Origin of the sequence: Nocardioides cavernae (assembly GCF_013410035.1) — a bacterium.
In the GTDB taxonomy this organism is placed as follows: domain Bacteria; phylum Actinomycetota; class Actinomycetes; order Propionibacteriales; family Nocardioidaceae; genus Nocardioides; species Nocardioides cavernae_A.
In genome coordinates this window covers 517,499-541,105 of the sequence record NZ_JACCBW010000001.1, presented here as the reverse complement: position 1 = coordinate 541,105, position 23,607 = coordinate 517,499, and the positions used below count along the sequence as shown (strand labels likewise).

Genomic DNA, 23,607 nt, shown 5'->3' with positions numbered 1-23,607 from the left:
GGCCGGATCCACGGCCCGGGGACGCGTCAGGCGCAACACCTCATCACGATGGCGTACCCGACGTTCATCGCCCGTACCCAGACCCGCCACTCGGCGGTAGCCTCCCAACCGTCGGGACCCATGAGGCTCCGCGCGGCACACCCCCACCGGCTGTCGGCCGGCGACCACCTGGAGGCTCAGTGAACACCCGCACCACACTCGTTTCCCTCGCCGTGATGGCGACCCTGGCCGCAGCCGCCGGCTGCGCGGCTCCCGAGAAGGAGAACGACACCACGACCGAGAGCGGTGTCGACGCCGCCGCGGCGACGTCGGCCGAGGACTTCGGCAGCATGGACGACCTGGTCGCAGCCGCGCAGGACGAGGGTGAGCTCAACGTCATCGCGCTCCCGCCGGACTGGGCCAACTACGGCGAGATCATCGAGACGTTCGAGGAGAAGTACGACATCACGGTGAACTCGGCCCAGCCCGACGCCGCGTCGCAGGACGAGATCAACGCCGCCAACGACCTCAAGGGCACAGAGCGCGCCCCGGACGTCTTCGACCTCGGCCAGTCCGTGGCGCTGGCCAACACCGACATGTTCGCCGAGTACCAGGTCGAGACCTGGGACGACATCCCCGACGAGTTCAAGGACCCGGACGGTGCCTGGGTCAACGACTACGGCGGCTACATGTCGATCGGCTACGACTCCGCCGTCGTGCCGGACGTGACGTCGGTGAAGGACCTGATGGGTCCCGACTTCAAGGGCAAGGTCGCCCTCAACGGCGACCCGACCCAGGCCGGCGCCGCGTTCAGCGGCGTGATGATGGCGGCCATCGCCAACGGCGGGTCGGCCGACGACATCGCCCCCGGCGTGGACTTCTTCGCCGACCTCAAGGCCGCCGGCAACTTCATCACCGTCGACCCGGACAGCAGCACCATCGAGCAGGGCACCACGCCCGTCGTCATCGACTGGGACTACCTGGGCGCGGCCGCCGCAGCCAACGTCGACACGTGGAAGACGGTCGTGCCGGAGGAGGCCGTGGTCGCGGGCTACTACTTCCAGGCGATCAACGCCGACGCCCCGCACCCGGCGGCGGCGCGGTTGTGGCAGGAGTTCCTCTACAGCGACGAGGGACAGAACCTCTGGCTCAAGGGCGGCGCGCGCCCGGTGCGCGGCGACGCGATGGCCGAGGCCGGCACCATCGACGCCGAGCTGTGGGACGCCCTTCCCGAGGTCACCGGTGACCCCGTGATCCCGACCGACGAGCAGACCACCACGGCCGGGGAGTACCTCGCGGCCAACTGGTCCAAGGCCGTCCGCTGAGCACGACCGCCACGGACACGAGCGCGGGCACGGGCCGACGGTTCACCGTCGGCCCGTCCCTCGCCCTCCTCCCGTTCCTCCTCTACGTCTTCGTCTTCCTCCTCGTCCCGACCCTCACCGTCGTGGTGGGCGCGTTCCAGGACGAGGCCGGAGGGCTGACGTTCGGCAACCTCGACGCGCTGACCAGCGAGGCCGCGCTCACGGCGCTGAAGGGCTCGCTCGTCCTCTCCGCGACCACGGCCGTCATCGGTGCCCTGCTCGGGGCGCTGCTCGCCTACCTCGTGGTCTCGTTGCCGACCTCGAGCCTGCTGCGTCGCACGACCCTCGCGATCTCGGGGGTGCTCGCCCAGTTCGGCGGCGTGGTGCTGGCGTTCGCGTGGATCGCCACCATCGGCCCGGTGGGCATCCTCACCAAGGCGCTCTCGGACCTGCTCGGCGCCGACCTCTACGGCCCCTGGCTCTTCGACATCCCCGGTCTGGTCGTCGTCTACTGCTACTTCCAGATCCCGCTGATGGTCATCGTGTTCGCGCCCGCCTTCGAGGGCCTGCGACCGCAGTGGCGCGAGGCCGCCACCAACCTCGGCGCGTCGACGTGGGACTACTGGCGCCACGTCGCCATCCCGCTGCTCACCCCGGCCTTCCTCGGCGCGACGCTGCTGCTGTTCGCCAACGCGTTCGCGGCGTACGCCACCGCGGCGGTCCTCGTCAGCCAGGGCCAGCCGATCGTCCCGCTGCTGATCCGTCAGGCGATCACGAGCGAGGTGCTGCTGGGCCAGGCCAACGTCGGCTTCGCGCTCGCGCTGGAGATGATCGTCGTGGTGACGCTGGTGATGCTCGCCTACAACATGCTCCTCAAGCGGACGTCGAGGTGGATGCGATGAGGCAGTCCACCGGCTTCAAGGTCGGGCGCGCCGTCGGCCTGCTCGCCTTCGCGGTCTACTTCTTCCTGCCGCTGCTGGCGATGTTCGACTTCTCCACGCAGGCGCGCGGCAGCGCGGAGGGCCGCACCTGGGACAACTGGGCCTTCATGGTCACCGACGAGGACCTCCGCTCCTCGATCATCGCCTCGCTGCTGCTGGCGCTCTTCACCGTCGTGCTGATGGTGGTGCTGCTGGTGCCGACGATGGTGTGGGTACGGCTGCGGGTGCCGCGGGCGCGCAAGCTCATCGAGTTCCTGTGCCTGCTGCCCCTCACGATCCCGGCACTGGTGATCGTGGTCGGCATCGCCAACGTCTACTCGTGGGTGACCTACCTGCTGGGCGACTCGCCCCTGGTGCTGACCTTCGCCTACGTCGTCCTGGTGCTGCCGTACTCCTACCGCGCCATCGACGCGGCCCTGGCGGCGATCGACGTGACGACGCTCGCCGAGGCGGCCCGCTCGCTCGGTGCCGGCTGGTTCACCGTCATCGTGCGGATCGTGCTGCCCAACATCACCTCCGGCGTCCTCGGCGCCGCGTTCATCTCGGTCGCGCTGGTGATGGGGGAGTACGTCTTCGCATCCCTCCTGATCTTCGACACGCTGCCCGTGGCGATGGCCGCGCTCAACAAGTCCAACTCGCCGGCGGCCATGGCCGCGGCGCTCGCCTCGATGGTGTTCGTCTCGCTGCTGCTCGTGGGACTCACCTTCCTCAGCCGTGACCGGCACAAGCAAGGAGCCTCCTCATGACCGACCTCGCGACCGAGCGCGGTCTCGCCGTCGAGCTGTCCGACCTGACCCGTGTCTACGGTGCGGTGCGTGCCCTCGACGGGCTCACGCTGCACCTCGAGCCCGGTGAGCTGGTCTGCCTGCTCGGTCCGTCCGGGTGCGGCAAGACGACGGCCCTGCGCATCCTGGCGGGCCTCGACCAGCCCACCTCCGGCACGGTGTCGGTGGGCGGCAGGGACCTGACCCGGGTGCCGGCCAACAAGCGCGACATGGGGATGGTCTTCCAGGCCTACAGCCTCTTCCCCCACATGACGGTCATCGACAACGTCGCGTTCGGCCTCAAGCTGCGGGGCCGCGACGGCGCCTCGCGCCGCAAGCGGGCCGGCGACATGCTCGACCTGGTGGGCCTCGGCCAGCACGCCGACCGCTACGCCCACCAGCTCTCCGGCGGCCAGCAGCAGCGTGTCGCCCTGGCGCGTGCCCTCGCGGTCGAGCCGTCGGTCCTCCTGCTCGACGAGCCGCTCTCGGCCCTCGACGCCAAGGTGCGCGTCCAGCTGCGCGACGAGATCCGGCGGGTGCAGCTCGAGGTGGGCACGACCACGCTCTTCGTCACCCACGACCAGGAGGAGGCGCTCGCCGTCGCGGACCGGGTCGGCGTGATGAACGCCGGGCGTCTGGAGCAGCTGGCCCCGCCGGCCGAGCTCTACTCGGCCCCGGCCACGAAGTTCGTCGGCGAGTTCGTGGGTCTCAGCAACCGGCTGCCGGCCACGGTCACCGCCGGTGTCGCGTCCGTGCTGGGCCAGGAGGTGCCCGCGCTCGACGGCTCGGCCACCGGGTCCGGCTCCGCGCTGGTCCGGCCCGAGGCGATCTCGGTCGTGGCCGACCCGTCCGGCGGTGCGACCGTGACCACCGTACAGTTCCTCGGCCCGCTCTCGCGGGTGACCTGCCAGCTGGCGGACGGGACCGACGTCGTCGCGCAGCTGGCGAGCACCGACGCGGTGCGGCTCACCCCGGGCGACGCCGTACGCCTGGAGGTCGCGCCGTCCCCGGTGCTCGTCGTCGCGGACTGACGACGGCTCAGGCGGTCGACTGACCGGGCTCGGGCCCGGCCTCGTCGGCCCGGCGCTGCTGCTCCTCACGTGCCTTGCGGCGCTGCTCCTCGGCGCGTTCGCGCACCTTGCGGAGGAACTCCTCGTCCGCTGCCGGGTCGGCCGCGGCGAAGCGGCCCGGGCGGTCGTACTCGGGGAAGGCGCTCGAGCTCCGCTCGTGGGGGCCGAGGCGGCGCGGCGCCGTCACCGGACGTCCGGCGACGAGCCACGCGATCGACCCGACGAACGGGAAGAACAGGATCAGCAGGATCCACCACACCTTGGACAGGTTGCGGATCTCGTCGTCACGGCTGCTGATGGCCTGCACCACGCAGAAGATCGACAGCACCAGCGGGACGAGGAAGAACAGCAGCCGCACCATGGGGACCCCCGACGGTCGGGCCCAGCCGGGGCCGCGGACGCCGCGGTGCCCGGGCGTGCGCCGAGGCTACCGCCAGGAGGCCACGAGCGACTCGAGATCCGGTGACAGGTCCTGCATCAGCTTGGGCCCGAAGGTCACCCGGTGCACGCCCATCGCGCGGAGGTCCTCGAGGGAGCCCGCGGCCGAGCCGTTGCGCGGGCTGGCGATCACGTTGACCGGACCCGACAGCGCCTCGAGCAGCGCCTCGAGGGTGGCGGCGTCCGGGGCGCCGACCGGGTAGACGCACCGGGCGCCTGCCTCCTCGCAGGCGCGGAGCCGGGCGACCGCCTCGCCGAGCGGGTCCTCGAACTGGTCCTTCTTGAGGAAGACGTCCGTGCGGGCGTTGACGACCAGGTCGACCCCGGCGGCGTCGGCGGCCTGCCGGAGGGCGCCGATGTAGTCGGCGTGCTCCGCAGCCGACCGCATCCGTCCGCCCTCGGAGTGCACGGTGTCCTCGATGTTGAGCCCGACGGCCCCGGCCTCCAGCAGCCGCTCGACGAGCTCGGCCGGTGCGGCACCGTAGCCCGACTCCATGTCGGCGGTGACCGGGACGTCGGGCACGGCCGAGCAGATGCGGCGCACGCCGTCGAGGGCGTCGTCGATCGTCATGTCCTCGTTGTCACCCTGGCCGCGGGAGTCCGCGAGCGGGTGGCTCCCGATGCTCAGCGCGTCGAAGCCGGCGCCGGCGACGACCTTGGCCGACCAGGCGTCCCAGACGTTGGGCAGGACCAGCGTGGTGCCGGTGTGGTGGAGCTCGAGCAGCCGGGTGGCGAGGGTGGCGGTGTCCATGCACCGAGGCTGCCACGTCGCGCGCGGGGGCGACAGGGCATAGACCGCGATCCGGGCGCGTTCCACTCACGTGGAGAGCCTCGAGCCGGTGCTGGACGCGGTCGTGGTCGGAGCCGGTCAGGCCGGCCTGGCGGCGTCGTACTTCCTGCGCGGCCGCGGCGTGGACCACGTCGTGCTCGACGCGGACACGCGGCCGGGTGGTGCCTGGCAGCACCGGTGGTCCTCGCTCAGCATGCACGACGTGCACGGCGTCGCCGACCTGCCGGGGACCACCGCGCCGGAGCGCTCCGCGCAGCCCGCGAACGTCGTCGTCCCGGCCTACTTCTCCGACTTCGAGCGACGCCACGAGCTCCCCGTGGTCCGCCCGGTGCGGGTCGAGCGCGTCGACAGCGAGGGCGACCTGCTCGTCGTGCACGCGGGAGCGCGTCGGTGGTGGACCCGGACCCTGGTCAACGCGACGGGGACGTGGACACGGCCGTTCGTCCCCTACTACCCGGGCATCGGCGCGTTCGCGGGGGAGCAGGTGCACACCGCGCACTTCCCGGGTGCCGACCACTTCCGCGGGAGGCGGGTGCTCGTCGTCGGCGGCGGGGCGTCGGCGGTCCAGCACCTCGGCGAGATCGCGCCCCTGACCGAGACGGTGTGGGTCACCCGCCGTCCGCCGGTGTGGCGGGAGGGCTTCGACAGCGAGGCCGGGCTGGCCGCCGTGACGCTGGTGGAGGAGCGCGTACGACGCGGGCTCCCACCGGCGAGCGTCGTCAGCGTCACCGGGCTCGCCCTGCGCTCGCAGGAGCAGGAGGCGGCCCGGCGGGGCGCCTACCGACGGCTCCCGATGTTCGAGCGCATCGAGCGCGACGGGGTCCGCTGGGCCGACGGCCGCTTCGAGCGGGTCGACGCGATCCTCTGGGCGACCGGCTTCCGCCCGGCGGTCGAGCACCTCGCGCCGCTCGGCCTGCGCTCGCCTCAGGGCGGGATCCCGCTGGTGCCGGTGCGCGGCAACGTGCAGGGGGCCACCACGGCCGTGCGCGACCCGCGGGTCCAGCTGGTCGGATACGGCCCCTCGGCCAGCACCGTGGGTGCCGCGCGCGCGGGCCGGCAGGCCGCCCTGGCCGTCACCCGGTACCTCGCCGCCGAGGTCGACCGGGAGCGCGAGGACGCCGCGGGCTGAGGCCGTCCCCACCGTCGGGCTACCGGTGCGCAGGCATGATCGAGCCATGGCGCGACGGGCCCGGCACTCGGTGGTCGTGGCGTCGTGCGCCCTCGTCGCCTCCGGGTGCAGCGCGTCCCCTGCGACCGACGACCCCGCCCCGGGCCGGCCGTCGGCCGTCAGCACCGCGACCACCGAGCCCGCCCGGACCGGCAGGGTGACGGTCGCGCTGGGCGGCGACGTCCACTTCGAGGGCAACCTCCGGCGACTGCTGCGCCCGGGAGCCACGCTGGGGCCGATCAGCCGCACCCTGCGCGCCGCGGACGTCGCAATGGTCAACCTCGAGACGCCGGTGACCTCGCGCACCCGGCGCGATCCCAAGGAGCTCGAGCGGCCGCAGGACCGCTACCACTTCCGGACCTCGCCCCGAGCCTTCGACGTGCTCGCCGAGTCCGGTGTCGACGTGGTCAGCGTCGCCAACAACCACGCCGGCGACTACGGCTGGGCCGGTCTCGCCGACACGCTCGAGGCCGGGGCGGACCGTGGCGTCGCGACGGTGGGCGCGGGCCGCGACGCGACCGAGGCCCACGCGCCGCACGTCGTCGAGGCCGGCGGCCTCGAGGTCGCGTTCCTCGCCGCCGACGGCGTCCAGCGCGAGGGCACGAGCGGGGTGTGGGAGGCCGGGCCCGACGACCCCGGCATCGCCACCGCGCGCGGCCGCAGCACGACAGCGCTGCTCGCCGCCGTCGAGGCACAGGCCGCGCTGGACCGGCTGGTGGTCGTCCATCTCCACTGGGGCAAGGAGTACGAGTCGTGCCCCACGCAGTCGCAGCGCCTCCTCGCGCGCGACCTCGCCGGCGCCGGCGCGGACGTCGTGGTGGGCAGCCACTCGCACGTGCTCGGCGGCGTCGGCTGGGCCGGGGAGACGCTGGTCGGCTACGGCCTCGGCAACCTCGCCTGGTACCACGACCGCCAGGCCACCACCGGGGTCCTCACCGTCACGCTCGACGCGGCCGGCGTGGTCGCGAAGGAGTGGACACCCGCCCGCATCTCCGGCGTCGACGGGCGCCCCGCGCCGGTCACGGGACCGGACCGGGCGCGGGCGGTCGCGGACTTCCGGTCCCGGCAGCGGTGCACCGGCCTCGCGAGCGAGCGCGGCGGCGCGCAGGCGGACGACCCGGCGTACGCGTCGTCGGTGTCGCGCATCGACGCGGCGCTCGCGCAGCGGATGCGTCGCAGCCACCGGCCCGGGTGCCCCGTCCCGCTCGACGACCTGCGCCACGTCCGGGTGGTGCACCGCGACCTCGACGGCCGGGCCCGCTCCGGCGAGCTGGTCGTGCACCGCCGCTGGGCGCGCGACGTGACGGAGGTGTTCGGCCGGCTCTACGCCGCCGGCTGGCCGATCGCACGGATGCGGCTGGTCGACGACTACGGCGCCGACGACGACCTCTCGATGGCGGCGAACAACTCCTCGGCCTTCAACTGCCGCCGCGTCGCCGGCCAGGAGAGCTGGTCCCTCCACGCCTACGGCGCCGCGATCGACCTCAACCCGGTGCAGAACCCGTACGTCCGCCCCGGCCGCGTCGACCCGCCGGCCGGTCGGCGCTTTGTGGCCGTCGACCGGGCGCGGTCGGCACCCGTCGCACCCGGTGTGGTCCGCGAGGACGACCTGGTGGTGTCCGCGTTCGCGCGGATCGGGTGGGAGTGGGGCGGCGACTGGGTGTCGTCGAAGGACTACCAGCACCTCGCCGCACCGGTCCCGCCCGCAGGCTCCTGACGTCCGTCACGGGCGGCCGGGTCGACCGCCTCGCTAGGCTGGGGTGCATGGGGGAGATCGAGAACCGCCCGCACGACCCGTCGCAGATGCGCGTCTCCGACGCGGACCGTCAGCGCGTCGCCGACGTGCTGCGCGACGCCGCCGGGGACGGCCGCCTGGACCTCGACGAGCTCGAGGAGCGGCTGGAGCTCACCTGGCAGGCCAAGACCTACGGCGAGCTGGTGCCGATCACCCTGGACCTCCAGGCCACCGGTCCGGTGACCCCGCCGGCCGCCGCACCCGTACGGCGCACGCCCGCCGGCGTCCCGGCCGTCGGGCACAACTCGTCCACCGCGATCATGGGCGACTGCAAGCGCCGCGGGGTGTGGCAGGTGCCGGAGCACCACTCCGCGTTCTCGCTGATGGGCAGCGTCACCCTCGACCTGCGCGAGGCGATCCTCACCAGCCACGACACCCAGATCAACGCCAGCGCGATCATGGGCGACGTCCAGATCATCGTCCCCGCCCACATGCACGTCGTCATCGACGGCACCCCGATCATGGGCGACTACGGCCAGGGCAAGGACAAGGTGCCGGCCGAGGTCGGTCCGGACTCGCCGACGCTCCGCGTGCGCGGGTTGGCGCTGATGGGCTCGGTGCAGGTGCGCCGGCTGCCCGCCCCGGGGACCCCGAAGAAGTACCTCGGCACCTACTGACCGCCTGCTGACCTCCTGCTGACCCGCCACCGTCGGGTCGGCCCACCGTCCATCGGGGCGTGGTCCTCGTTGCGGTCCGTCACGCCCGCCCCTACGGTGACCTGCGTCACTTCACTACGGATCGTCCGGCACGTACCTGCCGGTGAAGGAGAGCAGAACAATGGCATCAGTGACGTTCGAGAAGGCGCAGCGGTGGTATCCCGGCGCCGACGAGCCGGCCGTGCCCGGCATCGACCTGGAGATCCGGGACGGCGAGTTCATGGTCCTCGTCGGCCCCTCCGGCTGCGGCAAGTCCACGACCCTGCGGATGCTCGCGGGGCTCGAGGAGGTCAACGACGGCAGGATCTACATCGGAGACCGCGACGTGACCCAGGTCCCGCCCAAGGACCGAGACATCGCGATGGTCTTCCAGAACTACGCGCTCTACCCGCACATGACGGTGGAGGAGAACATGGCGTTCTCCCTCAAGATGGCCAAGGTCTCGGCGGCCGAGCGCAAGGAGCGCGTCGCCAAGGCCGCGGAGATCCTCGGGCTGACGGAGTACCTCCAGCGCAAGCCCAAGGCGCTCTCGGGTGGCCAGCGGCAGCGCGTCGCGATGGGGCGCGCGATCGTGCGCGCACCGCAGGTCTTCTGCATGGACGAGCCGCTGTCCAACCTCGACGCCAAGATGCGCGTGCAGACCCGCACCGACATCGCGCGGCTCCAGCAGGACCTCGGCGTCACCACCGTCTACGTCACCCACGACCAGGTCGAGGCGATGACGATGGGCGACCGCGTCGCGGTGATGAAGCTCGGCGTCCTGCAGCAGGTGGACACCCCGCTCAAGCTCTACGACAAGCCGGCCAACCTCTTCGTCGCCGGCTTCATCGGCAGCCCGCAGATGAACCTCCTCGAGGGCGTCGCCGCGGAGGACGGCACGGTCAAGGTGGGCGGCTACAACGTCCCCGTCGACCCGGCGGCCGAGCGCAAGATGTCGGGCCACGTCACTGTCGGCGTACGCCCGGAGAACTGGCGCCTCGTCGGTGCCGGCGACGGCGGCCTGCCCGTCGCCGTGACGGTGGTCGAGGAGCTCGGCGCCGACAGCTTCGTCTACGGCACCTGCGACGTCGAGGGCACCCCGTCCAACGTGATCGTCCGCCTCGCCGGACGCCAGCACCCGCAGAAGGGCGAGACGCTGCACGTCACGACCGACCCGCAGCACGTCCACGTCTTCGACACCGAGTCGGGCGAGCGGCTCTCCGACTGAGTCGCCGCTGACACGACCGTGGCCCCCGGAGATCACTCCGGGGGCCACGGTCGTCCGGTGGGTCGGGCGGTCAGCCGTCCTGGCTCTGGGGCTGGACGCCGTCCTGCACCTCGCCGACCTCCTCGGCCTTCGCCATGGCGTTGCCGCCGGGGACGATGCCAGCGTGGCTCGCGTCCATCGTCAGGTTCTCGCCCGACGCCGGGTCGAACAGGTGGATCTTGCGGGCGTCGACCCAGATGGTGGCCTCGTCGCCCTCGCTGATCCGGCTCGCGCCGTCGAGCGAGACGACGAGCTGGGTGCGCAGCGACTCCCCGTCGAGGTCGCGCTCGAGCTGCTGGAGCTGCTTCTGCACCTCCGGGGGAGCCTCGAACGGGATGTAGGCGTAGGCCTCGTTGCCGAGCCACTCCACCACGTCGACGGTCGCCTTGAAGGTCGCCTCCTCGGTGGCCTTGTCGGAGTCGACGACCGAGGCGTCCTCGAAGTGGTCGGGCCGGATGCCGGCGATGAGCAGGCCCTTGCCCTGGGCCTTGGCGGCCTTCTCCTCGGGGATGGTGACCGTGCCGAACGGCAGCTCGACCTGGTTGCCCTTGACGGTCGCCGGCAGGAAGTTCATCGGAGGGGACCCGATGAAGCCCGCGACGAACAGGTTGGCGGGGTTCTCGTAGAGCTCGCGCGGCGTGGCGTGCTGCTGGAGCACCCCGCGCTTGAGCACCGCGACCCGGTCGCCCAGCGTCATCGCCTCGGTCTGGTCGTGGGTGACGTAGACCGTGGTGATGCCCAGCCGCTTCTGCAGCCGCGAGATCTCCGTGCGCATCTGGCCGCGGAGCTTGGCGTCGAGGTTGGACAGCGGCTCGTCGAAGAGGAACGCCTCCGCGTCGCGGACGATCGCGCGTCCCATCGCGACACGCTGCCGCTGGCCACCCGACAGGTTCCCGGGCTTGCGCTCGAGGTGCTCGTCGAGCTCGAGCGTCTTGGACGCGTCGCGCACCTTCTGGTCGACCTCGGAGTCGGGCTTGTTGGCCAGGCGCAACGGGAACGCGATGTTCTCGTAGACCGTGAGGTGGGGGTAGAGCGCGTAGTTCTGGAACACCATCGACAGGTTGCGGTCGCGCGGGGCGAGGTCGTTGACCCGCTTGCCGCCGATCATCATGTCGCCGTCGGTGATGTCCTCCAGGCCGACGATCATCCGCAGGAGCGTGGACTTCCCGCACCCGGACGGGCCGACGAGGATGAGGAACTCCCCGTCCTCCACGTCGATGCTCACGTCGTTGACGGCCGGGAAGCCGTCGCCGTACTGCTTGACGATGTTCTTCATCTCGATGGCAGCCATGAGCTGATCACCCCTTCACTGCGCCGGAGGTCAGGCCGGCGACGATCTTGCGCTGGAACAGCAGGACGATGATGATCACCGGCAGCGTGACGATGACCGACGCCGTCGCGAGCTGCGCGTACGGCGGGTTGAACGGGTCGGGACCGACGAAGAACGACATCTGCGCCGGCACCGTCCGCGAGGACGTGGTGGACGTCAACGAGATCGCGAGCACGAACTCGTTCCAGGCGAAGAAGAACGTCAGGATCGCCGCGGTGAAGACACCGGGTGCGGCGAGGGGGACGATCACCTTGCGGAACGCCTGCCACGAGGTGGCGCCGTCGACCTGGGCGGCCTGCTCCATCTCCCACGGGATCTCGCGGAAGAAGGCGGACAGGGTCCAGATCGCCAGCGGCAGCGTGAACGACATGTAGGGGATGATCAGGCCGGGCCAGGTGTTGAACAGCCCGAACGTGGTCCACATGTCGAAGAGCGGACCGACCAGCGACACCACCGGGAACATCGCGATCGCGAGCGCCAGGGACAGCACCAGGCGCTTGCCCTTGAAGTCGAGCCGCGCGATGGCGTACGCCGCGAGCGTCGCGAAGATGACCGACAGCACGGTCGCGATCAGCGCGATGCCGAACGAGTTGATCAGCGCCCGCGTGAAGTCACCGTTGTCGAGGATCGCGGAGTAGTTGTCCCACGTCGGCTCCTTGGGCAGGAACTGGGCGCTGCCGGTCGCGGTCTCGCCCTCGGACTTGAAGGACAGCGAGATGATCCACGCGACCGGGAACAGGCACCACAGCATGATCAGGACGAACCCGATCCACGTGCCGACCTTCGTCTTGGCGTCCATCAGCCCTCACCCCTCGCCTGCGCCAGGTCCACCTTGAACAGCTTGACGATCAGCCACGCCAGCAGCAGCACCGACAAGAACAGCAGCACCGACAGCGCGGAGCCGAGTCCCAGCTGCATCTGCTCGATGACCTGGCGGTAGGTCAGGAACGAGATCGACTCGGTGTCCTGCGCCCCTCGGGTCATCACGAAGATGTTGTCGAAGATGCGGTAGGCGTCGAGCGCGCGGAACAGGACCGCCACCATGATCGCCGCGCGCATGTTGGGCAGGATCACCTTGGTCAGCCGCTGCCACCACGTGGCGCCGTCGACCTTGGCCGCCTCGAGCATGTCCTCGCTCACCTGCGCGAGGCCCGCGAGGAGCAGCAGGGCCATGAACGGGGTGGTCTTCCAGATCTCGGAGACCATGATCGCGAACATCGCCGGCCAGTGGTCGCCGTACCAGTTGGTGTCCGCGGTGATCCACGGCAGCCAGCTGAACCAGGAGTTCACGAAGCCGTTGTTGAGCGAGAACGCGAACTGCCAGGCGAAGGCCGAGACGACCGTGATGATGCCGTAGGGGATCAGGATCGAGGTGCGCATCAGCCCGCGGGCGAAGACGATGCGGTGCATCACCATCGCGAAGGCGAAGCCGACGACCAGCTCGACCGCGACCGTCACCACCATGATCAGCAGCGTGTTCCAGGTGTCGCGCCAGAACAGGCTGTCGGTGAGCACGGTGACGTAGTTGTCGATGCCGATGAACTCGCGGTCGTCCGGCGCGGTGAGCCGGTAGCGGAACAGCGAGAGGTAGAGCGCCTGGATCATCGGCCAGGCGGTCACGAGGAGCATCAGGATGACGGCCGGTGCGACCAGCTTGAGGCCGAGGCGGTTCTCGGCCGCGCTGCGGTCGCTGACGACCGGTCTGCTCTCCTTGCCCTTGCCCGCCTGGGGCTCGGTGGCGATCGTCGTGCTCACAGCAGCTTCCTTCCCTTGAGGATCTCCTCGATGAAGGTCTCGGAGCTCGGCGGGGTGTCGGAGTCGACCGTGGCCGGCGGGTGCCAGGTCGCCTGGATGGAGCTGGACACGTCGCTCCAGTAGGGCGTCACGGTGCGCGGTGCGGCGGCGTTCACGCTCTCCTGGAACAGCTGCAGCAGGTCCTCGGGATAGATGTCCGCCAGGGCCGGGTAGTCGTAGCCGGCCGTGCTCGCCGGCATGTTGCCGGTCATCTCCGCGTTCTTGCCCTGCTGCTCGGGCTCGACGAGGCACGCCGCCGCCTCGAGCGCGAGGTCCTTCTGGTCGGAGTACTCGCTGACCCCGATGCCGATGCCGCCGTAGGGCGGGCGGGACTCCTCGCCCTCGACCGCCTGCGGGTACCGGGCGTACCCGATGTCCTTGGCGACGTCGGGGGCGGTGTCGTCGTAGTTGTGGAAGATGTAGGTCCAGTTGACCAGGAACGAGCCCTGGTCGGACCCGAAGGTGGAGCCTGCGGTGCCCTCGTTGGACACGCTGAGGTCGGACGGCGCCGCCGAGGAGCTGGCGAGGTCCTCGATGATCTTCGCCGCCACCTCACCGGGCTCGTCCTGGATGGTGATCTTGGCGTCGACGCCCGCGGAGGCGTCCTCGAGGATCTGGCCGCCGGCGCTCTCGATGAGGGCGTTGATCCACACGACGTAGCCCTCGTACTTGTTGGCCTGGACGCCGATCTTGCCGCCGTTGTCGCTGGCGGCCTTGATGATCTGCTCCCAGGTGACGGGCTGCGACATGTCGATGCCGGCCTTCTCGACGAAGGACTTGCGGTACCAGAGGACCTGGGTGTTGGACCAGAACGGGAAGACCACGAGCTCGTCGTTCCACGTGGCGGCGTCCAGGGCGCCCTGGAAGGTGCCCTGGTCCTCGAGCTGCTGCAGCGTCTCCTGCGGGACCGGTGCGAGGAACCCGGCGTCGGCGAACTCCGCGGTGAACGGCGGGTCCAGCGACATCAGGTCGATCTCCGGGTCCTTCGCCGCGAGCCGTCGGGCCAGCTGGATGCGCTGCTGGCTCGCGTCCTGCGGGAGGACCTGCGTGGTGATCGTGTACTCGTCGGTGGAGCAGTCCTCTGCGATCGCTGCCTGTCCGCCGCTGTCGGGGTTGATGTACCAGACGAGCTCCGGCTTGTCGCCGTCGCCACCGCAGGCAGCCAGCAGGCTGCTCGCCAGCGCGAGCGTCGCCACCGTGCCGGCCAAGCGCCTGCGCGTCGGTCGACCTCGTGGTCGGGTCGATGATCGTGGTGCCATGCGCCCTCCTCTTCCGTGACTGCGGTCACTGGTCTATCGGCTGCGGCTAGGGTTTGGCAACAGACCTCAACCCTTCGAATGAGCCCAGGGAGCGGCCCGTCGTGACTCGCTGGATCGCGCCCGGACGGATCAACCTGATCGGTGAGCACACCGACTACAACGACGGCTTCGTGCTGCCGTTCGCGCTGGCCGTCGGCTGCACCGCCGTCGTGTCGTCGCGCGACGACGGGTGGGCGGCGTCGTCCGCTCAGGAGGCCGACCCCGTCGTCGTCGACCGCACCGGCCTCGACGACGCCCCGGACGTGCCGGCGTGGGCGAGGTACGTCCTCGGCGTGCTGTGGCTGCTCGTCGACCGCGGCGTCGACGTCCCGCCCCTGGCGATCGAGGTCGACTCCGACGTGCCCACCGGTGCGGGGCTCTCGTCCTCCGCCGCCCTGGTCTGCTCGGTGGTCCGCGCGGTCGACGACCACCTCGGCCTCGGGCTCGACGACGACGCCCTCTTCGCACTGACCCGCGACGTCGAGAACGACGCCGTCGGCGCACCCACCGGCGGGATGGACCAGCTCGTCAGCCTGCGCGGCCTCGAGGGTCACGCGCTCTTCTGCGACATGCGCAGCAACGACACCCGCCCGGTCCCGCTCGACCTCGCCGGCAGCGACCTCACCGTCCTGGTCGTCGACACCCGCGCGCCGCACACGCACGCCGACGGCGAGTACGGCGCCCGCCGGCGCGGCTGCGAGGAGGCGGCGCGCCTGCTGGGCGTGCCCGCCCTGCGCGACGTCACCGCGGCGGACCTCGACGACGCGCTGGCACGCCTCGACGACGAGGAGCTGCGCCGCTATGTGCGCCACGTCGTCACCGAGGACGACCGGGTGCTGTCGGTGGTGCGCCTGCTGGACGAGGGCCGTCTCGAAGAGATCGGACCGGCACTGACGGCCTCGCACGCGTCGATGCGCGACGACTTCCGCATCACCGTCCCCGAGGTGGACACCGCCGTAGACGCGCTCCTGGCCGCAGGCGCCCTCGGCGCCCGGATGACCGGCGGCGGGTTCGGCGGGTGCGTGATCGGGCTGGTGCCGGACGCCGACGTCGACGCGGCGGGCGAGGCCGTACGCTCCGCCTTCGCGGACGCGGGCTTCGGCGAGCCCGACCTCTTCACCGCCGCGCCGTCGGCGGGCGCACGCGTCCTCTAGGCAGTCGTCCGGGCTCGCTCGGCGGTCGTGACGATCGCGTCGACGAACACCTCGAACAGCTCGGGCGGGAGGTCGTGGCCCATCCCGTCGACGAGCAGCAGCTCGGCGCCGGGGATCGCAGCCGCCGTCGAGCGTCCGCCGCTGACGTGGACCATCTTGTCCTCCGTGCCGTGGATGACCAGGGCGGGGACGCGCAGGCTGCGCAGCCGGGGCGTGCGGTCGGGCTGGGTGAGGATCGCCAGCATCTGGCGCACCGCTCCGCTCGCGCTGACGCCGCGGTCGAAGGTGGTGCCCGCGCGGGTGCGCAGCGTCTCGGGGTCGGAGGGGAAGCCGGTCGAGCCGATCAACGACCACATCGCCAGGCTCGTCTCGACGTAGGCGTCGCGGCCGGCTTTGCGCGGGGCGATCAGCCGGGGGAGCAGGGAGGGGTGCTGCCAGCCGACCGTCCGGCGACCGGTGGTGGAGCTGATGCTGGTCAGCGACCGCACCCGCGTGGGGTGCTCGATGGCCACGGTCTGCGCGATCATGCCGCCCATCGAGACGCCGACGAGGTGCGCGGACTCGATGCCGAGGTGGTCCAGGAGGGCAGTGGCGTCCTCGGCCAGGTCGCTCATCGAGTACGGCGCACGGGCGTTGCCGGTCGCGAAGGCGCGCACGAGCTGGTCGCCCCGGGCCGGTGCGGGGAACCGGGAGGAGCGCCCCGTGTCGCGGTTGTCGTAGCGCACGACGTGGAAGCCGGCGGACGCGAGCAGCACGCAGAAGGCCTCGTCCCACCACGTCATCGGCCCGCTGAGCCCCATGACGAGGAGCAGCGGCTCGTCGGAGGGGTCCCCGATGGTCTGGTAGCAGAGCTCGACCTGGTTGCCGACCGGAGCACGGAGCTCGTCGGAGACGACGGGCGACGAGGCGTCGCGGGGGCTGGACATGTCCCCAGTGAACACGACGACCGTCCCCGAAAGAACGCAAAGTGAGCGACGTCCCCCGTTCCCTGCGGGGTCTCGGCTAGGTTCGACGACTGTGACCCAGCGCACAGTGGCGGCATTCCTGACGCCGGAGGGCTTCTCGCAGCCCTCGGTGGCTGCGGTGCTGCGCGAGGGATCGCTGGTGACGGAGGCGGGTCGCTACGCGGTGCAGGCGTTCGGCGCGCGCGGCGCGCGGCGTCGTACGCCCTACGCCTCGCGCCCGGTCCGCGTCACCGAGCCCGTGCTGCTGGTGCCGGGCTTCCTGGCGGGCGACTCCTCGCTCGCGCCGATGAGCCGGACCCTGCGCCACCAGGGGTTCCGGACCTACCGGGCCGACATCCGAGCCAACGTCGGCTGCACCCTCGCCGCCGCGCGCCAGCTCGAGGAGCGGTTGGAGGAGATCTCGCAGCGCCGCGGCTCACGGGTGCGCGTCGTCGGGCACAGCCTCGGCGGGATGCTGGCCCGCGGCGTCGCCGCACGGCGCCCCGACCTGGTCGCCGGCATCGTGACCATGGGCAGCCCGGTCCTTGCTCCCGGCGCGCACCACGCCTCGCTGGCGCGCAGCGTCGACCTGCTGGTGCGGCTCAACCGCGCCGGGATGCGCGGCCTGATGGCCGAGGACTGCGTCGCGGGCACCTGCGCGCAGGAGAGCTTCGACCAGGCCCGGGCTCCGTGGCCGCAGGGCCTGGACTTCACCGCCGTCTTCTCCCGCCGTGACGGCATCGTGGACTGGCGCGCCTGCGTCGACCCGGCCGCGCACCCGGTCGAGGTGCGCTCGTCGCACGTCGGGATGGCCTTCGACCCGGCGGTGATCACCGCCGTGTCGCTCGCCCTGCGGCCCGTGGCCGTCGCGTCAGTTGTCGAAGTCGATCGTGGAGAGATTGCGTAGCTTGGAGAGCTGGTGCTCGGCGGTGATCGAGCGGACCGTTCCGCTGCGCGAGCGCATCACCAGCGAGTGCGTCGTGACGCCGTTGCCGCGGTAGCGGACGCCACGCATGAGCTCGCCGTCGGTGATGCCGGTGGCCACGAAGAACGCGTCGTCGCCCGTCACCAGGTCGTCCGTGCCGAGGACGACGTCGCGGTCGAGGTCGTGACCGGCGTCGAGCGCACGCTGCCGCTCGTCGTCGTCCTGCGGCCACAGCTGGCCCTGGATCTTGCCGCCGATGCACTTCATCGCGCAGGCCGCGATGATCCCCTCGGGGGTGCCGCCGACGCCGAGCATGAGGTCGACCCCGGTGTCGGGGCGGGCGGCCATGATCGCGCCGGCCACGTCGCCGTCGGTGATGTACTTGATGCGCGCGCCGGTCGCGCGGATGTCCTCGACGAGCTGCGCGTGGCGCGGCCGGTCGAGCAGGACCACAGTGACGTCGTGGACCGAGATGCCCTTGGCCTTCGCCACCCGGGCGATGTTCTCCTTCACCGGCAGCCGGAGGTCGACCACGTCGGCCGCCTCGGGGCCGGTCGCGAGCTTGTCCATGTAGAAGACGGCGCTCGGGTCGTACATCGAGCCGCGCGGCGACACCGCGAGCACCGAGATGGCGTTGCTCATGCCCTTGGCGGTGAGCGTCGTGCCGTCGATCGGGTCGACGGCGACGTCGCACTCGGGACCGGTGCCGTCGCCGACCTGCTCGCCGTTGAAGAGCATCGGGGCGTTGTCCTTCTCGCCCTCGCCGATGACGACCGTGCCCCGCATCTCGACCGTGGAGATCATGTAGCGCATCGCCTCGACGGCCACGCCGTCGGCGTCGTTCTTGTCACCACGACCCACCCATCGACCGGCCGCCATCGCGGCCGACTCGGTGACGCGCACCAGCTCGAGGGCGAGGTTGCGTTCGGGCTGCGGGGCGTGCTCCGAGGGGGTGGCAGTCATGGCGCGCATGCTAGCCGCGGGCGGGGTAGCGGCTCACCGCGGTCGCCTTGGTCGACAGCCACACCTCCCGGCCGGGGAGGAGGCCGAGCTCGGTGGCCGCTGCGGGCGTGAGGTCGGCCAGCAGGTCGGGCCCGGCGTGCACCAGGAGGCGTACGACGTCGCCGTGGGGCGCGACGGTCGCGATCGGTCCGCGCCACCGCAGGCGGGTCGACCCCTCCGGCTCGTGGAGCGACACCACGACCGCGTCCGGGGTGAAGGCGATCATCTCCTCCCCGTCGGCGACGAGGTTGAGCCCGACCAGCCGGGCGACGTGCGGCGTGCGGGGCTCGGCCGCCACCTCGGCGGGCGCCCCCACCTGGGCCACCCCGCCGTCGTCGAGCACGAGGACCCGGTCGGCCAGCGTGAGGGCGTCGATCGCGTCGTGCGTCACCAGCAGCGCGATCCCGGCGAAGTCGCGCAGGTGCCGGCCGAGCTCGATCCTCAGCGCCATCTGGACCGAGACGTCCAGGCCGGTGAAGGGCTCGTCGAGCAGCAGGACGTCGGGGTCGGTGGCCAGGGCGCGCGCGATCGCCACGCGCTGGGCCTGCCCGCCGGACAGCTCCCGCGGCCTGCGGCCGGCCAGCTCGGCGATGCCGAAGCGCTCCAGCCAGTCGCGCGCCACGGCGTCGGCGCGGGCGCGGGACTCGCCGCGTGCGCGGAGCCCGAACGCCACGTTGTCGAGCGCCGTGAGGTGCGGGAAGAGCAGCTGGCCCTGGAACACCAGGCCGACACGGCGCTCCCGGACGGGCAGGGCCAGCAGGTCCGTGTCGCCGAGCAGGGCGGTGCCGGTGACGTCGACCAGGCCGGCGAGGGCGTGCAGGAGCGAGCTCTTGCCGGCGCCGTTCGGCCCGATCACCGCGAGGACCTCGCCCGGCTCGGCGACGAACGACGCCTCGACGCGGTCGGCGACGCGGAGGTCGGCGGTGAGCCGTGCGCCGCTCATGGCGTCCCCAGCCAGTGGTCGCGCAGGGCGACGAGGACGCCGATGGACACGAGCAGCATCACCAGGCTCAGCGACAGTGCGGCGTCCTGGTCGGCCTGGCGGGTGACGTAGATCAGCGTCGGCATCGTCTGCGTCGTGCCCGGGTAGTTGCCGTTGAAGGTGATGGTCGCGCCGAACTCGCCGAGCGAGCGTGCCCACCCGAGGACGGTGCCGGCGACCACGCCGGGCAGGGCGAGCGGGACCGTGACCCGGCGGAACGTCGTCCACCGGGTGGCGCCGAGCGTGGCCGCGGCGTCGTCGTACCTCGGGTCGGCCGAGCGCAGCGCCCCCTCGATCGCGATCACCACGAAGGGCATCGAGACGAAGACGTGGGCCAGCACGACGCCCCACGTCGTGAACGGGAACGCGAAGCCGGTCCACTCGAGCAGGGGCTCGCCGACCAGGCCGGTGCGGCCGAAGGCGCTGCGCAGCGCCACGCCCGCGACGACGGGCGGCAGCACCAGCGGCACGGTCACGAGCGCACGCAGGGCGCCGCGGCCCCGGAAGTCGACGCGGGCGAGCAGCCACGCCAGGGGGAGCCCGAGCAGCAGGCAGAACGCGATCGCGACGGTGGAGGTGAGGAGCGAGATCCGCAGCGCGTCGAGCGCCGTGCGCGAGGTCAGGTGGTCGGGGAGCGCCTGCCAGTCGGTGCTCGCGACCATCGCCACCAGCGGGACCAGGAGGAGCAGCGTGGCGACGACCGCGGGCACCACGAGGAGCGCCGGCGGGCGGCCGAGGCGGTCCCTCACGGGCTGCCGAACCCTGCGTCGTCGAGGATCTCCCGGCCCTCCTCCGATCGCAGCCACGCCACCCAGTCCGCCGCGAGGTCGGCGTCGGTCGACTGCTCCAGGGTCGCGGCGACGTAGGACGTCAGCGCGTCCTCGGCGCCCGGGATCTCGACCGCGTCCACGTCGTCGGCCGCGGCGACCGCGTCGGTGGCATACACCAGGCCGGCGTCCGCCTCGCCCGAGACGACCTTGTCGAGGGTGGCCCGGACGTCCTCCTCGAGGCTGACCGGCTCCGCGGTGACGCCGGCGGCCTCCAGGACGGCCCGCGCGACCTTGCCGCACGGCACCTCGTCGGCGCAGCGCACCCAGGTGGACCCGTCGAGGTCGTCGAGGGACTCGATCCCGGCGGGGTTGCCCTCCGGCACCACGATCGTGAGGACGTTGGTCGCGAAGGTCTCGACGTCGCCGGTCACCCCGGCGTCCTCGGCGAGGCCCATCGACGTCGCGTCGGCGGTGGCGAGGACGTCGCCCGGCGCGCCGTCCGCGGCCAGCTCGGCGAGGTCGGTGCTCGAGCCGAAGGAGAACGTCACGTCGACGCCGTGCTCCTCCTCGAACGGCGTCGCGAGCTGCTCGAACACGTCGGTGAGCGACGCGGCGGCCAGCACGGTGATCGTGCGGTCGTCGTCCGACGACCCGGCGTCCTCACCGCCCCCGCAGGCGCACAGGGGGAGCAGCAGGGCGACCAGCGCGACCCTCCTCATTGGGGGACCTCCACCACGACGTTGGTGGACTTGACGCTGGCGATGGCGCGTACACCCGGCTCGAGGCCGAGCTCGTCCGCGGCGTCGCTGCTCATCAGCGACACGACGCGGTAGGGCCCGCAGATCATCTCGACCTGGGCCATCACGGTGTCCCGCTTGACCCGGGTGACGATCCCGCTCATCCGGTTGCGGGCGCTGACCCGGCCGGCGTGGGTGCGGTCGCGCTCGGCGAGCTCGCCCGACTCGACCAGCTGCTCGGCCAGGTCGGCGAGGTCCGGACCCGTCACCGTGGTGCGGCCGTCGGTGCGACGCGAGGGGATCCGCCCCGCGTCCACCCAGCGGCGTACGGTGTCGTCGCTCACGGCCAGCACCTCGGCTGCCTCCGCGATTCGGTAGGTGATCACGGTGGGAGTATGCCGCACCTGCGGCGGAATCGGCCCTGATGGTCCGCGCCAGCGGTCGGACGCACCCGGCGTCACAGTGGGCGGGCCCGGCTGGGAGGATGGGCGGCGTGAGTGAGCAGCCCAGCCGGTACAACCGCTCCTTCAGCGGCATGACGGGCGCCCTCATCGTGACCGTCGTGGTCGTCGTCGCCTTCGTGGCGTGGCGCAGCCTGTTCCGCGGCGAGACCGACGACACCGTCGTGCCGGTGGACTGGCGCGACAGCGTCGAGGTCGCCCAGGGGGCGAACCTCCGGGTCGTCCACCCGCGCGAGCTGCCGGACGGCTGGACCGCCACGAGCGTCGACCTCCGGGCGGGCGACGACCCGCGGTGGGGGCTCGGGGTGCTGACCGACGAGGGCCGCTTCGTCGGCATCCGGCAGCAGGACACCTCGGTCGACGAGCTGGTCCGCTCCTACGTCGACGAGAAGGCCGAGGCGGGCGACGACGCGACGGTCGAGTCGGAGATCACCGACACGTGGCAGACGTGGTCGGACTCCGGCGGCGACCACGGTTTCTCGACCGAGGTCGACGACGAGGCCGTCCTGGTCTACGGCTCGGCACCGGTCGAGGACATCGAGGCCTACCTCGGCCTCCTCACCCGCTAGTCCGCGTCGGGTCCCATCGCCTCGTCCAGCCGCCTGCGGGCGCCGTCGAGCCACTCCTGGCAGACCGTGGCGAGCGCCTCGCCGCGCTCCCACAGCGCCAGCGACTCCTCGAGGGTGGTGCCGCCCGCCTCGAGCGTGCGGACCACCTCGATCAGCTCCTCGCGAGCCTCCTCGTAGCCGAGCTCCCGGGGTGGGGCGGTCTCACTCATCTCGGTCCTCCTCGACCAGGTGTGCTTCCTCGATGCGGTCCGTGGTGGCGTGGACGCGGCCGTCGGCGACCCGGACGGACACCGCGGCACCGACGGCCGCCTGCGCGACCGAGGTGACGACGTGCCCGTCGGCGTCCTGCAGCACGGCGTACCCGCGCTGCAGGGTGGCGAGCGGCGAGAGCGCCTGGGCGCGGGCGCGCTGGTGGCCGATGTCGTCGGCGGCGCGGTCCAGGCGGTGCGAGAGCGTACGGCGGGCGCGCGCGAGCAGGTCGTCGAGCTCGTCGGAGCGGGCCGAGAGCAGGTTGCGCGGGTCGGCCATCGCGGGCCGCGAGCGTACCTGGGCCAGCCACTCCTGCTCGCGCGCGATCCGCTGCGTGATGACCTGGCGCAGCCGGTCGCGGGCCCACGTGACGCCGTTGACCTCCTCGGCCATGTCGGGGACGACCAGCTTGGCGGCGTCGGTCGGGGTGGAGGCGCGGACGTCGGCGACGAGGTCGAGCAGCGGCTGGTCGGGCTCGTGGCCGATCGCGGACACGACGGGCGTACGCATGCCGTGGACCGCGCGGACCAGCGCCTCGTCGGAGAACGGGAGGAGGTCCTCGATCGAGCCGCCGCCACGCGCGACGACGATGACGTCGACGTCGGCCCTGCGCTCGAGCCGGTCGAGCGCCTCCATCACCTCGGCGGCCGAGCGGGTGCCCTGCATGGCGGCGTAGGCCACCTCGAACTCCACCGACGGCCAGCGGCGGCGGGCGTTCTCCAGGACGTCGCGCTCCGCGGCGCTGTTGGGCGCGGTGACCAGGCCCACCCTGCCGGGCAGGAACGGCAGGTCGCGCTTGAGCTCCGGTGCGAACAGCCCCTCGGCGGCGAGCAGCTGGCGACGGCGCTCCAGGCGGGCGAGGAGCTCGCCGAGGCCGACCATCCGGATCTCGCGCGCGGCGAGGGAGAACGAGCCACGGTTGGCGTAGAAGCTCGGTCGGGCGTGGACGACGACGCTGGCCCCCTCGACCAGGGGCGGGTTCATCGAGTCGAACAGCGAGCGTGCGCAGGTCAGCGTCACCGAGATGTCGGCGACCGTGTCGCGCAGCGTCATGAAGACGGTGTTGACGCCGGGGCGCCGGTTGACCTGGGCGATCTGGCCCTCGACCCAGACGCCGCCGAGCTTGTCGATCCACTGCGCGACCGCGTTGGCGACGGCGCGCACCGGGGCCGGCGAGTCGGCCGTGGCGTCGCGGAGGGAGGGCACGCGGCGAGGATAGGGGAGCGCACGGACACCCCCGT

At 72.1% G+C, this 23,607-nt stretch carries 25 protein-coding genes; 11 read left to right on the top strand and 14 right to left on the bottom strand.

The window, feature by feature from the left end; translation table 11 throughout:
• The first annotated feature begins 215 nt into the window (after nt 1–215).
• The 4 genes from F4692_RS02645 to F4692_RS02630 all read left to right on the top strand — a co-directional run bounded on the left by F4692_RS02645 (nt 216) and on the right by F4692_RS02630 (nt 4,019).
• Entirely contained in the window at nt 216–1,304 is a 1,089-nt protein-coding gene (locus tag F4692_RS02645) for an ABC transporter substrate-binding protein (protein ID WP_179618076.1), read from the top strand.
• Between the two features lie 122 nt (nt 1,305–1,426).
• The gene (locus F4692_RS02640) at nt 1,427–2,185 is read left to right on the top strand and encodes an ABC transporter permease (RefSeq protein WP_218858129.1); all 759 of its coding nucleotides are present in this window, start codon (nt 1,427–1,429) and stop codon (nt 2,183–2,185) included.
• Nucleotides 2,182–2,970 carry an ABC transporter permease gene (locus F4692_RS02635; protein WP_179618075.1) on the top strand — a complete coding sequence of 263 codons (789 nt, stop codon included), beginning with the start codon at nt 2,182–2,184 and terminating at the stop codon, nt 2,968–2,970. The genes F4692_RS02640 and F4692_RS02635 overlap by 4 nt, the downstream gene beginning before the upstream one ends.
• A complete protein-coding gene (locus tag F4692_RS02630) occupies nt 2,967–4,019 on the top strand; it encodes an ABC transporter ATP-binding protein (protein ID WP_179618074.1) in 1,053 nt (350 codons plus the stop codon). Before F4692_RS02635 ends, F4692_RS02630 begins: the two co-directional genes overlap by 4 nt.
• Before the next feature lie 7 nt (nt 4,020–4,026).
• On the opposite strand, the gene F4692_RS02625 is transcribed toward F4692_RS02630, so the two are convergent.
• On the bottom strand, nt 4,027–4,419 hold the full coding sequence (locus F4692_RS02625; RefSeq protein ID WP_179618073.1) for a PLD nuclease N-terminal domain-containing protein: 393 nt from the start codon (nt 4,417–4,419) through the stop codon (nt 4,027–4,029).
• Nucleotides 4,420–4,485: 66 nt separating this feature from the next.
• Complete coding sequence (locus F4692_RS02620; protein WP_179618072.1) at nt 4,486–5,247, bottom strand: isocitrate lyase/PEP mutase family protein; 762 nt, start codon at nt 5,245–5,247, stop codon at nt 4,486–4,488.
• Nucleotides 5,248–5,317: 70 nt separating this feature from the next.
• Between F4692_RS02620 and F4692_RS02615 the strand changes: the two genes are divergently transcribed.
• From F4692_RS02615 to F4692_RS02600, 4 genes are all read left to right on the top strand, one after another.
• Nucleotides 5,318–6,415, top strand: a complete 1,098-nt coding sequence (locus F4692_RS02615; RefSeq protein WP_308645126.1) for a flavin-containing monooxygenase — start codon at nt 5,318–5,320, stop codon at nt 6,413–6,415.
• A 46-nt stretch (nt 6,416–6,461) separates the two neighbouring features.
• Nucleotides 6,462–8,171 (top strand): CapA family protein, encoded by a 1,710-nt coding sequence (locus F4692_RS02610; protein ID WP_179618071.1) that lies wholly within the window; start codon nt 6,462–6,464, stop codon nt 8,169–8,171.
• Between the two features lie 47 nt (nt 8,172–8,218).
• Nucleotides 8,219–8,866: a DUF1707 SHOCT-like domain-containing protein gene (locus tag F4692_RS02605; RefSeq protein ID WP_179618070.1), complete on the top strand. Its 648-nt coding sequence runs from the start codon at nt 8,219–8,221 to the stop codon at nt 8,864–8,866.
• A gap of 160 nt (nt 8,867–9,026) precedes the next feature.
• Nucleotides 9,027–10,112, top strand: a complete 1,086-nt coding sequence (locus tag F4692_RS02600) for an ABC transporter ATP-binding protein (protein WP_179618069.1) — start codon at nt 9,027–9,029, stop codon at nt 10,110–10,112.
• Nucleotides 10,113–10,182: 70 nt separating this feature from the next.
• Here F4692_RS02600 and F4692_RS02595 read toward each other — a convergent pair whose 3' ends face one another.
• Genes F4692_RS02595 through F4692_RS02580 form a run of 4 tightly spaced genes read right to left on the bottom strand, consistent with a single transcriptional unit; the run spans nt 10,183 to nt 14,483 of the window.
• The gene (locus F4692_RS02595; protein WP_179618068.1) at nt 10,183–11,442 is read right to left on the bottom strand and encodes an ABC transporter ATP-binding protein; all 1,260 of its coding nucleotides are present in this window, start codon (nt 11,440–11,442) and stop codon (nt 10,183–10,185) included.
• A 7-nt stretch (nt 11,443–11,449) separates the two neighbouring features.
• Nucleotides 11,450–12,280 carry a carbohydrate ABC transporter permease gene (locus F4692_RS02590; RefSeq protein ID WP_179618067.1) on the bottom strand — a complete coding sequence of 277 codons (831 nt, stop codon included), beginning with the start codon at nt 12,278–12,280 and terminating at the stop codon, nt 11,450–11,452.
• Entirely contained in the window at nt 12,280–13,236 is a 957-nt protein-coding gene (locus F4692_RS02585; protein WP_308645125.1) for a carbohydrate ABC transporter permease, read from the bottom strand. Before F4692_RS02585 ends, F4692_RS02590 begins: the two co-directional genes overlap by 1 nt.
• Nucleotides 13,233–14,483, bottom strand: a complete 1,251-nt coding sequence (locus tag F4692_RS02580; RefSeq protein ID WP_179618066.1) for an extracellular solute-binding protein — start codon at nt 14,481–14,483, stop codon at nt 13,233–13,235. Before F4692_RS02580 ends, F4692_RS02585 begins: the two co-directional genes overlap by 4 nt.
• A gap of 152 nt (nt 14,484–14,635) precedes the next feature.
• Here F4692_RS02580 and galK point away from each other — a divergent pair, with 152 nt between their 5' ends.
• On the top strand, nt 14,636–15,727 hold the full coding sequence (gene galK, locus F4692_RS02575; RefSeq protein ID WP_308645124.1) for a galactokinase: 1,092 nt from the start codon (nt 14,636–14,638) through the stop codon (nt 15,725–15,727).
• Here the strand turns inward: galK and F4692_RS02570 are convergent.
• On the bottom strand, nt 15,724–16,653 hold the full coding sequence (locus F4692_RS02570) for an alpha/beta fold hydrolase (protein ID WP_179618064.1): 930 nt from the start codon (nt 16,651–16,653) through the stop codon (nt 15,724–15,726). The two genes, galK and F4692_RS02570, sit on opposite strands and share 4 nt — an antisense overlap.
• A gap of 91 nt (nt 16,654–16,744) precedes the next feature.
• Between F4692_RS02570 and F4692_RS02565 the strand changes: the two genes are divergently transcribed.
• On the top strand, nt 16,745–17,578 hold the full coding sequence (locus F4692_RS02565) for an esterase/lipase family protein (RefSeq protein ID WP_179618063.1): 834 nt from the start codon (nt 16,745–16,747) through the stop codon (nt 17,576–17,578).
• On the opposite strand, the gene glpX is transcribed toward F4692_RS02565, so the two are convergent.
• The 5 genes from glpX to F4692_RS02540 are packed head-to-tail and all read right to left on the bottom strand — an operon-like array spanning nt 17,543 to nt 21,473.
• Nucleotides 17,543–18,559: a class II fructose-bisphosphatase gene (gene glpX / locus F4692_RS02560; protein ID WP_257029453.1), complete on the bottom strand. Its 1,017-nt coding sequence runs from the start codon at nt 18,557–18,559 to the stop codon at nt 17,543–17,545. The genes F4692_RS02565 and glpX overlap by 36 nt on opposite strands.
• Before the next feature lie 10 nt (nt 18,560–18,569).
• A complete protein-coding gene (locus tag F4692_RS02555) occupies nt 18,570–19,541 on the bottom strand; it encodes a sulfate/molybdate ABC transporter ATP-binding protein (protein WP_179618061.1) in 972 nt (323 codons plus the stop codon).
• On the bottom strand, nt 19,538–20,329 hold the full coding sequence (gene modB / locus F4692_RS02550; RefSeq protein ID WP_308645123.1) for a molybdate ABC transporter permease subunit: 792 nt from the start codon (nt 20,327–20,329) through the stop codon (nt 19,538–19,540). The genes F4692_RS02555 and modB overlap by 4 nt, the downstream gene beginning before the upstream one ends.
• Nucleotides 20,326–21,069 carry a molybdate ABC transporter substrate-binding protein gene (modA, locus tag F4692_RS02545; protein ID WP_179618060.1) on the bottom strand — a complete coding sequence of 248 codons (744 nt, stop codon included), beginning with the start codon at nt 21,067–21,069 and terminating at the stop codon, nt 20,326–20,328. Before modA ends, modB begins: the two co-directional genes overlap by 4 nt.
• Nucleotides 21,066–21,473 (bottom strand): TOBE domain-containing protein, encoded by a 408-nt coding sequence (locus F4692_RS02540; RefSeq protein ID WP_179618059.1) that lies wholly within the window; start codon nt 21,471–21,473, stop codon nt 21,066–21,068. Before F4692_RS02540 ends, modA begins: the two co-directional genes overlap by 4 nt.
• Before the next feature lie 107 nt (nt 21,474–21,580).
• Between F4692_RS02540 and F4692_RS02535 the strand changes: the two genes are divergently transcribed.
• Entirely contained in the window at nt 21,581–22,117 is a 537-nt protein-coding gene (locus tag F4692_RS02535; protein ID WP_179618058.1) for a DUF4245 family protein, read from the top strand.
• Here the strand turns inward: F4692_RS02535 and F4692_RS02530 are convergent.
• Both F4692_RS02530 and xseA read right to left on the bottom strand, forming a co-directional pair.
• Nucleotides 22,114–22,326 (bottom strand): exodeoxyribonuclease VII small subunit, encoded by a 213-nt coding sequence (locus F4692_RS02530; RefSeq protein ID WP_179618057.1) that lies wholly within the window; start codon nt 22,324–22,326, stop codon nt 22,114–22,116. The two genes, F4692_RS02535 and F4692_RS02530, sit on opposite strands and share 4 nt — an antisense overlap.
• Nucleotides 22,319–23,572 carry an exodeoxyribonuclease VII large subunit gene (gene xseA, locus F4692_RS02525; protein ID WP_179618056.1) on the bottom strand — a complete coding sequence of 418 codons (1,254 nt, stop codon included), beginning with the start codon at nt 23,570–23,572 and terminating at the stop codon, nt 22,319–22,321. The genes F4692_RS02530 and xseA overlap by 8 nt, the downstream gene beginning before the upstream one ends.
• Between the last annotated feature and the right edge of the window lie 35 nt (nt 23,573–23,607).